The sequence below is a fragment of the Streptococcus sp. Marseille-Q5855 genome (genome assembly GCF_946901985.1).
GTDB lineage: Bacteria > Bacillota > Bacilli > Lactobacillales > Streptococcaceae > Streptococcus.
Window position 1 is genome coordinate 1 of record NZ_CAMPPR010000007.1, and the last position, 11,987, is coordinate 11,987.

General features: G+C 40.3%; 14 protein-coding genes and 1 tRNA gene. All 15 read left to right on the plus strand.

All coding sequences use genetic code 11. The features are described from left to right. Nucleotides 1-220: 220 nt before the first annotated feature. The 15 genes from codY (at nucleotide 221) to OC529_RS09930 (ending at nucleotide 11,962) form a co-directional block, all read left to right on the plus strand. Nucleotides 221-1,009 (plus strand): GTP-sensing pleiotropic transcriptional regulator CodY, encoded by a 789-nt coding sequence (codY, locus tag OC529_RS09860; protein ID WP_000940732.1) that lies wholly within the window; start codon nucleotides 221-223, stop codon nucleotides 1,007-1,009. Further along, complete coding sequence (locus OC529_RS09865; protein ID WP_262082056.1) at nucleotides 1,009-1,584, plus strand: cysteine hydrolase family protein; 576 nt, start codon at nucleotides 1,009-1,011, stop codon at nucleotides 1,582-1,584. The genes codY and OC529_RS09865 overlap by 1 nt, the downstream gene beginning before the upstream one ends. A gap of 80 nt (nucleotides 1,585-1,664) precedes the next feature. Then, nucleotides 1,665-1,750, plus strand: a tRNA-Leu gene (locus OC529_RS09870). Between the two features lie 288 nt (nucleotides 1,751-2,038). Then, nucleotides 2,039-3,169, plus strand: a complete 1,131-nt coding sequence (locus OC529_RS09875; protein ID WP_000229957.1) for an ABC transporter ATP-binding protein — start codon at nucleotides 2,039-2,041, stop codon at nucleotides 3,167-3,169. A 272-nt stretch (nucleotides 3,170-3,441) separates the two neighbouring features. Continuing rightward, complete coding sequence (locus OC529_RS09880) at nucleotides 3,442-3,954, plus strand: adenine phosphoribosyltransferase (RefSeq protein ID WP_001049318.1); 513 nt, start codon at nucleotides 3,442-3,444, stop codon at nucleotides 3,952-3,954. Between the two features lie 182 nt (nucleotides 3,955-4,136). Next, on the plus strand, nucleotides 4,137-5,081 hold the full coding sequence (gene metA / locus OC529_RS09885; protein WP_262082057.1) for a homoserine O-succinyltransferase: 945 nt from the start codon (nucleotides 4,137-4,139) through the stop codon (nucleotides 5,079-5,081). A gap of 8 nt (nucleotides 5,082-5,089) precedes the next feature. Beyond that, nucleotides 5,090-5,767, plus strand: a complete 678-nt coding sequence (locus tag OC529_RS09890; RefSeq protein WP_173226800.1) for a DnaD domain-containing protein — start codon at nucleotides 5,090-5,092, stop codon at nucleotides 5,765-5,767. 97 nt (nucleotides 5,768-5,864) lie between these two features. Beyond that, complete coding sequence (tpiA, locus tag OC529_RS09895; protein WP_138702052.1) at nucleotides 5,865-6,623, plus strand: triose-phosphate isomerase; 759 nt, start codon at nucleotides 5,865-5,867, stop codon at nucleotides 6,621-6,623. A gap of 33 nt (nucleotides 6,624-6,656) precedes the next feature. Next, on the plus strand, nucleotides 6,657-8,147 hold the full coding sequence (gene lytC, locus OC529_RS09900) for a choline binding-anchored murein hydrolase LytC (RefSeq protein ID WP_262082058.1): 1,491 nt from the start codon (nucleotides 6,657-6,659) through the stop codon (nucleotides 8,145-8,147). A 237-nt stretch (nucleotides 8,148-8,384) separates the two neighbouring features. After that, complete coding sequence (locus OC529_RS09905; RefSeq protein ID WP_262082059.1) at nucleotides 8,385-8,903, plus strand: Dps family protein; 519 nt, start codon at nucleotides 8,385-8,387, stop codon at nucleotides 8,901-8,903. 131 nt (nucleotides 8,904-9,034) lie between these two features. Next, nucleotides 9,035-9,541 (plus strand): dihydrofolate reductase, encoded by a 507-nt coding sequence (locus OC529_RS09910; RefSeq protein WP_262082060.1) that lies wholly within the window; start codon nucleotides 9,035-9,037, stop codon nucleotides 9,539-9,541. After that, nucleotides 9,541-9,711 carry a hypothetical protein gene (locus tag OC529_RS09915; protein ID WP_049511125.1) on the plus strand — a complete coding sequence of 57 codons (171 nt, stop codon included), beginning with the start codon at nucleotides 9,541-9,543 and terminating at the stop codon, nucleotides 9,709-9,711. Before OC529_RS09910 ends, OC529_RS09915 begins: the two co-directional genes overlap by 1 nt. Before the next feature lie 31 nt (nucleotides 9,712-9,742). Further along, entirely contained in the window at nucleotides 9,743-10,975 is a 1,233-nt protein-coding gene (gene clpX / locus OC529_RS09920) for an ATP-dependent Clp protease ATP-binding subunit ClpX (RefSeq protein WP_262082061.1), read from the plus strand. Nucleotides 10,976-10,983: 8 nt separating this feature from the next. Further along, the gene (yihA, locus tag OC529_RS09925) at nucleotides 10,984-11,571 is read left to right on the plus strand and encodes a ribosome biogenesis GTP-binding protein YihA/YsxC (protein ID WP_000422580.1); all 588 of its coding nucleotides are present in this window, start codon (nucleotides 10,984-10,986) and stop codon (nucleotides 11,569-11,571) included. A gap of 10 nt (nucleotides 11,572-11,581) precedes the next feature. Continuing rightward, nucleotides 11,582-11,962, plus strand: coding sequence for a RidA family protein (locus tag OC529_RS09930; RefSeq protein WP_001140420.1), 381 nt, complete (start codon nucleotides 11,582-11,584; stop codon nucleotides 11,960-11,962). Nucleotides 11,963-11,987 lie beyond the last annotated feature (25 nt).

Genomic DNA, 11,987 nt, shown 5'->3' on the forward strand with positions numbered 1-11,987 from the left:
TTTTGTCATAGTAGACCTCGTTTCTAACTCAAACGTCTCACACTTAATTCCACCATAAAAATCCGTTTTAGACTAACTTCCACTTTGGATAGGCAAGTGGAAGTTACTTTGAGAAGTTACAGGTTTTTAAAAATTGCAAGTCAATAAGGAATTTTCAGATAATTATTGAAAAAGAGACGTTTTTATGTTATAATGATAGCGATTAAATTCGAGGTGAAAAATGGCACATTTATTAGAAAAAACAAGAAAGATTACATCAATTTTGAAGCGCTCAGAGGAGCAGTTGCAGGATGAGCTGCCTTACAACGCTATTACGCGTCAGTTAGCGGATATTATTCATTGCAATGCCTGCATTATCAATAGTAAGGGACGTCTGCTTGGCTATTTTATGCGTTATAAAACAAATACAGATCGCGTAGAGCAATTCTTCCAAACTAAGATTTTCCCAGATGACTACGTTCAAGGGGCTAATATGATTTACGAAACAGAAGCAAATTTGCCTGTTGAGCATGATATGAGTATTTTCCCTGTTGAGAGTAGAGACGATTTTCCAGATGGCTTGACGACTATTGCACCGATTCATGTATCGGGGATTCGCCTTGGTTCTTTGATTATTTGGCGCAATGATAAAAAATTCGAAGATGAGGACTTGATTCTTGTTGAGATTGCCAGTACCGTTGTTGGGATTCAGCTTCTTAACTTCCAGCGTGAAGAAGATGAGAAAAATATCCGTCGCCGTACTGCTGTTACCATGGCGGTTAATACCCTTTCTTATTCCGAACTCCGTGCTGTTTCAGCAATTTTAGGAGAATTAAATGGAAATGAAGGGCAGTTAACTGCATCAGTGATTGCAGACCGTATCGGGATTACCCGCTCTGTGATTGTCAATGCCCTTCGTAAACTTGAATCTGCGGGAATTATTGAAAGTCGCTCACTTGGAATGAAGGGAACCTATCTTAAGGTCTTGATTTCAGATATTTTTGAAGAAGTGAAGAAAAGAGATTACTAATGGTAAAGGCTTTAATTTCGATTGATTATACAGAAGATTTTGTTGCTGATAGTGGAAAATTGACAGCAGGGGCTCCAGCTCAAGCTATTTCGGAAGCCATTAGCAAGGTGACTCGATTAGCTTTTGAACGCGGAGATTACATCTTCTTTACTATCGATGCTCATGAAGAAAACGATTGTTTCCATCCAGAAAGTAAACTATTCCCGCCTCATAATCTGATTGGGACTAGTGGACGGAATTTATATGGAGATTTGGGGATCTTTTATCAAGAGCATGGTTCAGACAGTCGTGTCTTTTGGATGGATAAACGCCATTACTCAGCTTTTTCAGGGACTGACCTAGATATTCGTTTGAGAGAGCGTAGAGTGTCTACAGTTATTTTAACAGGAGTCTTGACGGATATTTGTGTCCTGCATACAGCTATAGATGCCTATAATCTAGGATATGACATCGAGATTGTTAAACCAGCTGTTGCTTCTATCTGGCCTGAAAATCATCAATTTGCCCTAGGTCATTTCAAAAATACACTTGGAGCTAAGTTGGTAGATGAAAATCTAAATGAACTTTCTGAGTAATTTGGTAGATGAAATGAAAAATTTTGAAAAAAAGTGTTGACAAGTATCCCAAAAGTTGATATACTAGTAAAGTAATCGACGCGGGGATGGCGGAATTGGCAGACGCGCAGGACTAAGGATCCTGTGACCGCTTTAGGTCGTGAGGGTTCAAGTCCCTCTCTCCGCATAGGATAAGAGTTAGCTTAGGCTAGCTCTTTTGTATTTCTCTAAAAAATTAGAATCCAGTCAAATGTAGTGGAGAATCAGCGAAAATATGGGAAAACTAATCCTTGTTTCTGCTTTTGTCTTTTGTATAGAAGAATAATAAAGATTATCTTCTTAAAATTCTCCGATATTCTCTAAAGTTTTGTGCAAGTTGCACAGAACTTTTTTGTTTTTTTGGTCACCTTGCCATAGAAATGTAAAGCGTTTTCATCTATAATATAATTATCAAAAGACAAAAGGAGTTCACCTCATGGTAGAATTAAATCTTAAAAATATTTACAAAAAATATCCAAACAGCGAACACTATTCAGTTGAAGATTTCAACTTGAACATCAAAGATAAAGAATTTATCGTTTTCGTAGGTCCTTCAGGATGTGGTAAATCAACTACACTCCGTATGATTGCTGGTCTTGAAGACATCACAGAAGGTACTGCATCTATCGATGGCGTGGTTGTCAACGACGTAGCTCCAAAAGACCGTGACATCGCCATGGTATTCCAAAACTACGCTCTTTACCCACACATGACTGTTTATGACAACATGGCTTTCGGTTTGAAATTGCGTAAATACAGCAAAGAAGACATCGACAAACGTGTGCAAGAAGCAGCTGAAATTCTTGGATTGAAAGAATTTTTGGAACGTAAACCAGCTGACCTTTCAGGTGGTCAACGTCAACGTGTTGCCATGGGTCGTGCCATCGTCCGTGATGCAAAAGTATTCTTGATGGACGAACCTTTGTCAAACTTGGATGCTAAACTTCGTGTATCAATGCGTGCTGAGATTGCGAAAATCCACCGTCGTATCGGAGCTACTACTATCTACGTAACTCACGACCAAACAGAAGCGATGACACTTGCAGACCGTATCGTTATCATGTCAGCAACTAAGAACCCTGCTGGTACAGGTACTATCGGACGTGTTGAACAAATCGGTACTCCTCAAGAAGTTTACAAAAACCCAGTTAATAAATTCGTAGCAGGATTCATCGGAAGCCCAGCTATGAACTTCATCAATGTGAAATTGGTTGGAAGTGAAATTATTTCTGATGGTTTCCGTTTGAAAGTTCCAGAAGGTGCTTTGAAAGTTCTTCGTGAAAAAGGCTACGAAGGTAAAGAATTGATCTTCGGTATTCGTCCAGAAGACGTGAATGCAGAACCTGCTTTCCTTGAAACATTCCCAGACTGTGTTGTAAAAGCGACTATCTCTGTATCAGAACTGCTTGGTTCAGAATCTCACCTTTACTGCCAAGTTGGTAAAGATGAATTTGTTGCAAAAGTTGATGCTCGTGACTACTTGCAAACAGGTGCAACAGTTGAACTTGGATTTGACTTGAACAAAGCACACTTCTTTGATGTAGAAACTGAAAAAACAGTCTACTAAAATAAATAAAATTCAAAGCACTACAAGAAAAGATATCTCTTTATCAATTGTAGTGGAGAGATATCAGTTAATCTAAGGAGAGAAACAAAATGCTTCTCTCCTTTTTGCTAGGGAAGTCATATTATGCATCTATCTTGTGATACCCTTTGAATAAAAATGGTCATCTTATTTGCCTTATAGGGTGACTAGCAGATGAAATATTGTTTTCTCTTTCTTCTTTACTAGAAAGTATGGTATAATAGAGAGTAAAAAACTTTGAAAGAAAGAAAAAGATGAATTTAAAAGATTACATTGCAACAATTGAAAATTATCCAAAGGAAGGGATTACCTTCCGTGATATCAGTCCTTTGATGGCTGATGGAAATGCATATAGCTACGCTGTTCGTGAAATTGTTCAGTATGCTACTGACAAGAAAATAGACATGATTGTAGGGCCTGAGGCTCGTGGATTTATCGTGGGCTGTCCAGTTGCCTTTGAGTTGGGAATTGGTTTTGCCCCTGTTCGTAAGCCAGGTAAATTACCACGTGAAGTCATTTCTGCTGACTATGAAAAAGAGTACGGTGTTGATACCTTGACTATGCATGCGGATGCCATCAAGCCAGGTCAACGTGTTCTTATTGTAGATGACCTCTTGGCAACAGGTGGAACTGTTAAGGCAACCATCGAGATGATTGAAAAACTTGGTGGTGTTGTAGCAGGTTGTGCCTTCCTTGTTGAATTGGATGAATTGAACGGCCGTGAAAAAATCGGTGACTACGATTACAAAGTTTTGATGCATTATTAATGAAAAACAGTCCCTAGGGCTGTTTTCTCTACATTAGGATATAAAAATAGACTATAGCTAGTTAGAGAAAAACTATAATTGAAAACTATATCTTCTTGCAGTATAATAAAAGGACTAAGTGTTTGAGATTTGGCTTCAAACATATGCAATGATTCCTGAAAGAATACAGTTAGGAGAGGGTTATGCCGATTCGAATTGATAAAAAATTGCCAGCTGTTGAGATTTTACGGACAGAGAACATCTTTGTCATGGATGATCAACGTGCTGCTCACCAAGATATTCGTCCTTTGAAGATTTTAATTTTAAATCTCATGCCACAGAAAATGGTCACAGAAACCCAGTTGTTACGCCACTTGGCTAATACCCCCCTACAACTGGATATTGATTTTCTCTATATGGAGAGCCACCGTTCTAAGACAACTCGTTCAGAGCACATGGAGACCTTTTATAAAACTTTTCCTGAAGTCAAGGATGAGTATTTTGATGGGATGATTATCACGGGTGCTCCAGTTGAACATTTACCATTTGAGGAAGTGGACTATTGGGAGGAATTTAGCCAGGTGCTTGAGTGGTCCAAGACTCATGTCTATTCGACGCTTCATATCTGTTGGGGGGCTCAGGCTGGGCTCTACCTACGCTATGGGGTAGAAAAATACCAGATGGACAGTAAGTTATCAGGTATTTATCCTCAGGATGCTTTAAAAGAAGGGCACCTTCTTTTTAGAGGCTTTGACGATAGCTATGTATCCCCTCATTCACGGCACACGGAGATTTCTAAGGAAGAAGTCTTAAACAAAACCAATCTCGAGATTTTATCAGAAGGGCCACAGGTTGGGGTTTCGATTTTGGCTAGTCGTGATTTACGAGAAATTTATAGTTTTGGGCATTTGGAATATGATCGTGATACCTTGGCAAATGAATATTTCCGAGATCGTGATGCAGGTTTGGATCCTCATATTCCAGAAAATTACTTTAAGGATGATGATGTCAACCAGATACCTTGTCTTTGTTGGTCTTCATCAGCAGCCCTCTTTTTCAGTAACTGGGTGAATTATGCGGTCTATCAGGAGACGCCTTTTGACTGGAGAAAGATAGAAGATGATGCATCCGCATTTGGGTATTTATAAGAGGAATTATGACATATTTAGACGCTTTTAAATCAGGGAACTTGGTTTTACCGAGTGCCCTGCTCTTGCATTTTAAGGAACTCTTTCCTTCTAGCGACGATTTTCTGGTCTGGCAATTTTTCTATTTGCAAAATACGACAGGCTTGGAAGAAATGTCGCCAAGCCAGATTGCTGAAAGGATTGGCAAGGAAATTTCGGATGTCAACCAGTCTATCTCTAATCTGACGGAGAGGGGACTTCTCCAGTATCGTACTATCGAATTAAATGGTGAAATCGAATTGCTTTTTGATGCTAGTTTGGCTTTGGAACGCTTGGACGACTTGCTTGGAGTCGCTGATTCAAGTTCAGACCAGTTGACACCTCAGAATCAGCTCAAGGATTTGGTGGAAACCTTCCAGCAGGAATTGGGACGCTTGTTGACACCTTTTGAGATTGAAGATTTGACCAAGACACTAAAGGAAGATGGAACCAGTGCTGACTTGATTAAGGAGGCTCTTCGTGAAGCTGTTTTAAATGGAAAAGCAAACTGGAAGTACATTCAGGCGATTTTGAGAAACTGGCGCCATGAAGGTATCAAAAGTGTGGCTCAAATTGAGGCTAAGCGGGCAGAAAGAGAAGCCAGCAATCCTCAGTTGACACAGGTATCTGTGGATTTTAGAAATGCCATGGATCTCTGGAAGGATTAATCGTTGGAAGCAGGCTTGAAATCCGAGTAAGATTTGCAAGCTGTGTCTAATTGTGATAAAATAAGTAGAAAATAAATTGAAAAAAGAGGTATGTGAAATGTCACGTAAACCATTTATCGCTGGTAACTGGAAAATGAACAAAAATCCAGAAGAAGCTAAAGCATTCGTTGAAGCTGTTGCATCAAAACTTCCTTCATCAGATCTTGTTGAAGCAGGTATCGCAGCTCCTGCAGTTGATTTGACAACTGTTCTTGCTGCTGCAAAAGGTTCAAACCTTAAAGTTGCTGCTCAAAACTGCTACTTTGAAAATGCAGGTGCCTTCACTGGTGAAACTAGCCCACAAGTTTTGAAAGAAATCGGTACTGACTACGTTGTTATCGGTCACTCAGAACGCCGTGACTACTTCCATGAAACTGACGAAGATATCAACAAAAAAGCAAAAGCAATCTTTGCAAACGGTATGCTTCCAATCATCTGTTGTGGTGAGTCACTTGAAACTTACGAAGCTGGTAAAGCTGCTGAATTCGTAGGTGCTCAAGTATCTGCTGCATTGGCTGGATTGACTGCTGAACAAGTTGCTGCATCAGTTATCGCTTATGAGCCAATCTGGGCTATCGGTACTGGTAAATCAGCTTCACAAGACGATGCACAAAAAATGTGTAAAGTTGTTCGTGACGTTGTAGCTGCTGACTTCGGTCAAGAAGTTGCGGACAAAGTTCGTGTTCAATACGGTGGTTCTGTTAAACCTGAGAACGTTACTTCATACATGGCTTGTCCAGACGTTGACGGTGCCCTTGTAGGTGGTGCGTCACTTGAAGCTGAAAGCTTCTTGGCTTTGCTTGACTTTGTAAAATAATCAGTAGCAAAAGCTAGGTGGAACAGCATTCAGGTGCCTGTTCCATTTTTTATAGGAGAGGAAAGATTGAAAACAAAAATTGTATGTATAGGGCTAGCAAGTCTCTGCTTACTTGGCGCAAGAGTTTCAGGAATTGCGGCAGATGAAACAAGTGGAAGCACAGTTTCAGAAAAATCTAGTCTATCAACAGGGACTTCATCAACTAGTAGCAATGAACAGAGAAACAGTGTCTCTGCCCACTGGGATGGGGATTATTATGTAAAGGCTGATGGTTCTAAAGCTCAAAGTGAATGGATTTTTGACAACTACTACAAGGCTTGGTTTTATATTAATTCAGATGGTCGTTACACGCAGAATGAATGGCATGGAAATTACTACCTGAAATCAGGTGGCTATATGGCCCAAAACGAGTGGATCTATGACAGTAATTACAAGAGTTGGTTTTATCTTAAGTCAGATGGGGCTTATGCTCATCAAGAATGGCAATTGATTGGAAATAAGTGGTATTACTTCAAGAAGTGGGGTTACATGGCTAAAAGCCAATGGCAAGGAAGTTATTTCTTGAATGGTCAAGGTGCCATGATGCAAAATGAATGGCTTTATGATCCGGCTTATTCTGCTTATTTTTATCTAAAATCCGATGGAACTTATGCCAACCAAGAGTGGCAAAAAGTGGGCGGCAAATGGTACTATTTCAAGAAGTGGGGCTATATGGCGCGGAATGAGTGGCAAGGCAACTACTATTTGACTGGAAGTGGTGCCATGGCGACTGATGAAGTGATTATGGATGGTGCTCGCTATATCTTTGCGGCTTCTGGTGAGCTCAAAGAAAAGAAAGATTTGAATGTCGGCTGGGTTCACAGAGATGGTAAACGCTATTTCTTTAATAATAGAGAAGAGCAAGTGGGAACCGAACATGCTAAGAAAGTTATTGATATTAGTGAGCACAATGGTCGTATCAATGATTGGAAAAAGGTTATTGATGAGAACGAGGTGGATGGTGTCATTGTTCGTCTAGGTTATAGCGGTAAAGAAGACAAGGAATTGGCGCATAACATTAAGGAGTTAAACCGTCTGGGAATTCCTTATGGTGTCTATCTCTATACCTATGCTGAAAATGAGACCGATGCTGAGAATGACGCTGAACAGACCATTGAACTTCTGAAGAAATACAATATGAACTTGTCTTACCCTATCTACTATGATGTTGAGAACTGGGAGTATGTGAATAAAAGTAAGCGTGCTCCGAGTGATACAGGTACTTGGGTTAAGATTATCAACAAGTACATGGAGACGATGAAGCAGGCGGGCTATCAAAATGTGTATGTCTATAGCTATCGTAGTTTATTACAGACGCGTTTAAAACACCCAGATATTTTAAAACATGTAAACTGGGTAGCGGCCTATACCAATGCTTTAGAATGGGAAAATCCTCATTATTCAGGAGAAAAAGGTTGGCAGTATACCTCTTCTGAATACATGAAAGGAATCCAAGGGCGTGTGGATGTCAGCGTTTGGTATTAAGATATAAGTTTGAAAAAGGAGTGTGCAAGAAAATTGCATCCTCTTTTTCTTTATTTTGTCGCAGTTAAGAGATGTGTAAGGGGACTGTGTTTTATTCTAAAGAATTCTTAAATTATCAGTCTATTGCAACTTTTCTCATGTGGGTCATTTGGCTTGCTATTGTCTTTCCTTAGTAGTATACTAAGGTAGTAATCATTAAGAAGTGGTTACAAAAAATAATGAACGAGGTAAAATAAAATGGTAGAATTGAAAAAAGAAGCAGCAAAAGATGTCGCAACATTAACAAAAGCAGCGCCAGTAGCATTGGCAAAAACAAAGGAAGTTTTGAATCAAGCTGTTGCAGATTTGTATGTAGCGCATATTGCTCTTCATCAAGTGCACTGGTACATGCGTGGACGCGGTTTTATGGTATGGCATCCAAAAATGGATGAGTACATGGATGCTCTTGATGGTCATTTAGATGAAATCAGCGAACGTTTGATTACACTTGGAGGTAGCCCATTCTCTACATTGACAGAATTCCTTCAAAATAGTGAAATCGAAGAAGAAGCTGGTGAATACCGCAATGTTGAAGAAAGCTTGGAACGTGTGCTTGCTATCTACCGTTACTTGTCAGAACTCTTCCAAAAAGGTTTGGATGTTACTGATGAAGAAGGTGACGATGTGACAAACGGTATCTTTACAGATGCTAAAACTGAAACTGATAAAACAATCTGGATGCTTGCCGCAGAACTTGGACAAGCACCTGGTTTGTAAGAAATAGAATAATCATATAAAAATCTGTAGGATGCCTCTTACAGATTTTTTTCTATTCTGTAAGCTATTCCAAACCAGTCTTTTTTTGAGTTTTTTGATAAAATAGTACTATCAGTGAAAAGGATGGAAGCATGACTAAGAAAATCGTAGCTATTTGGGCCCAGGATGAAGAGGGTGTGATTGGTAAGGACAATCGTCTGCCTTGGCATTTACCAGCAGAATTGCAACACTTTAAAGAAACAACTCTGAATCATGCTATCTTGATGGGGCGTGTGACCTTTGATGGAATAGGACGTCGTCTTCTTCCAAAACGGGAGACCTTGATTTTGACACGTAATTTGGAAGAAAAGATAGATGGGGTTACTACTTTTAAGGATGTCCAGTCTGTCTTGGACTGGTATCAGGGTCAAGACAAGAATCTCTATATTCTCGGTGGGAAGCAGATTTTTCAGGCTTTTGAACCCTACCTTGATGAAGTGATTATGACTCAAATTCATACTCGGGTGGAGGGAGATACCTATTTCCCTGAAGAGTTTGACTTGTCCCTTTTTGAGACAGTTTCAAGCAAATCCTATACCAAAGATGAGAAAAACCCTTATGATTTTACCATCCAATACCGCAAGAGAAAGGAAGTCTAATGGAACGTAGTATATTTGGTTTTTTCACAGCCATGCTGTGTTTGGTCTGCTTGCTTGCAGGGGCACAGGCTTTTCGTAAAAAGCGTTACGGGCTTTCTATCCTCCTTTGGTTAAATGCCTTTACCAATCTGGTCAATAGTATTCATGCTTTTTACATGACCTTATTTTAGATAGAATGACAGTATAGAATGGAAGGAAATCATGTCTACAAATAGAAAAAATGATATGATGGTTTATTGCTCATTTTGTGGCAAAAACCAAGAAGAAGTACAAAAAATAATCGCTGGGAACAATGCTTTTATTTGTAATGAATGCGTGGAGCTAGCTCAGGAAATCATTCGAGAAGAATTGGTTGAGGAAGTCTTGGCAGACTTGTCTGAGGTGCCAAAACCAATTGAACTCCTCCATATCTTGAACTACTATGTAATTGGTCAAGATCGTGCCAAACGTGCTTTAGCAGTAGCAGTATACAACCACTACAAACGCATCAATTTCCACGATACGCGTGAAGAGTCAGAAGATGTGGATTTGCAGAAGTCAAACATCTTGATGATTGGCCCAACTGGTTCAGGGAAAACTTTCCTTGCCCAGACCTTGGCTAAGAGCTTGAACGTGCCTTTTGCGATTGCGGATGCAACAGCTCTTACTGAAGCTGGTTATGTAGGTGAGGATGTGGAAAATATCCTCCTCAAACTCTTGCAGGCTGCTGACTTTAATATTGAACGTGCAGAGCGTGGCATTATCTATGTGGATGAAATTGACAAGATTGCCAAGAAGAGTGAGAACGTGTCTATCACACGTGATGTTTCTGGTGAAGGGGTGCAACAAGCCCTTCTCAAGATTATCGAAGGAACAGTTGCTAGCGTACCACCTCAAGGTGGACGCAAACATCCGCAACAAGAAATGATTCAAGTAGATACCAAGAATATCCTCTTCATTGTTGGTGGTGCCTTTGATGGTATTGAAGAAATTGTTAAACAACGTCTTGGAGAAAAAGTCATCGGATTTGGTCAAAATAATAAAGCGATTGATGAAAATAGCTCTTACATGCAAGAAATCATCGCAGAAGATATTCAAAAATTCGGGATTATTCCAGAATTGATTGGGCGCTTGCCTGTTTTTGCGGCTCTTGAGCAATTGACAGTGGATGACTTGGTTCGCATCTTGAAAGAGCCAAGAAATGCCTTGGTCAAACAATATCAAACCTTGCTTTCTTATGATGATGTCGAGTTGGAATTTGACGATGAGGCCCTTCAAGAGATTGCCAACAAGGCCATCGAACGGAAGACTGGGGCGCGTGGTCTTCGTTCGATTATTGAAGAAACCATGTTGGACGTTATGTTTGAAGTACCGAGTCAGGAAAATGTGAAATTGGTTCGCATCACAAAAGAAGCTGTCGATGGAACGGATAAACCAATCCTAGAAACAGCCTAGAGGTGACTATGGAACTGAATAGACATAATGCTGAAATCTTGCTCAGTGCGGCGAATAAATCCCACTACCCACAGGATGAACTGCCAGAGATTGCCCTAGCAGGGCGTTCCAATGTTGGTAAGTCTAGCTTTATCAACACTATGTTGAATCGTAAGAATCTGGCTCGTACGTCAGGGAAACCTGGGAAAACCCAGCTGCTCAACTTCTTTAACATTGACGACAAGATGCGCTTTGTGGATGTTCCTGGCTATGGTTATGCCCGTGTTTCCAAAAAGGAACGTGAAAAGTGGGGGCGCATGATTGAGGAGTATCTAACGACTCGGGAAAATCTCCGTGCGGTAGTCAGTTTAGTTGACCTTCGTCATGACCCGTCAGCAGATGATGTGCAGATGTACGAATTTCTCAAGTATTACGAGATTCCGGTTATCATCGTTGCGACCAAGGCGGACAAGATTCCTCGTGGTAAATGGAACAAGCACGAATCAGCAATCAAAAAGAAATTAAACTTTGACCCAAGTGACGATTTCATCCTCTTTTCATCTGTCAGCAAGGCAGGGATGGATGAGGCTTGGGATGCAATCTTAGAAAAATTGTGAGGAAAAGAAAATGGCAAAAACAATTCATACAGACAAAGCTCCAAAGGCTATCGGACCCTATGTTCAAGGAAAAATCGTTGGGAACCTTTTGTTTGCTAGTGGTCAAGTTCCTCTCTCTCCTGAAACTGGGGAAATCGTTGGAGAAACGATTCAAGAACAGACAGAGCAAGTCTTAAAAAACATCGGTGCTATTTTGGCAGAAGCAGGAACAGACTTTGACCATGTTGTCAAAACAACTTGCTTCTTGAGCGATATGAACGACTTCGTTCCTTTTAACGAGGTTTACCAAACGGCCTTTAAAGAGGAATTTCCAGCTCGTTCAGCTGTGGAGGTAGCTCGTCTTCCTCGTGATGTAAAAGTCGAAATTGAAGTCATCGCAGAGATTGGATAAGCTAGTTGAAGTTTGGTGCTGCCAA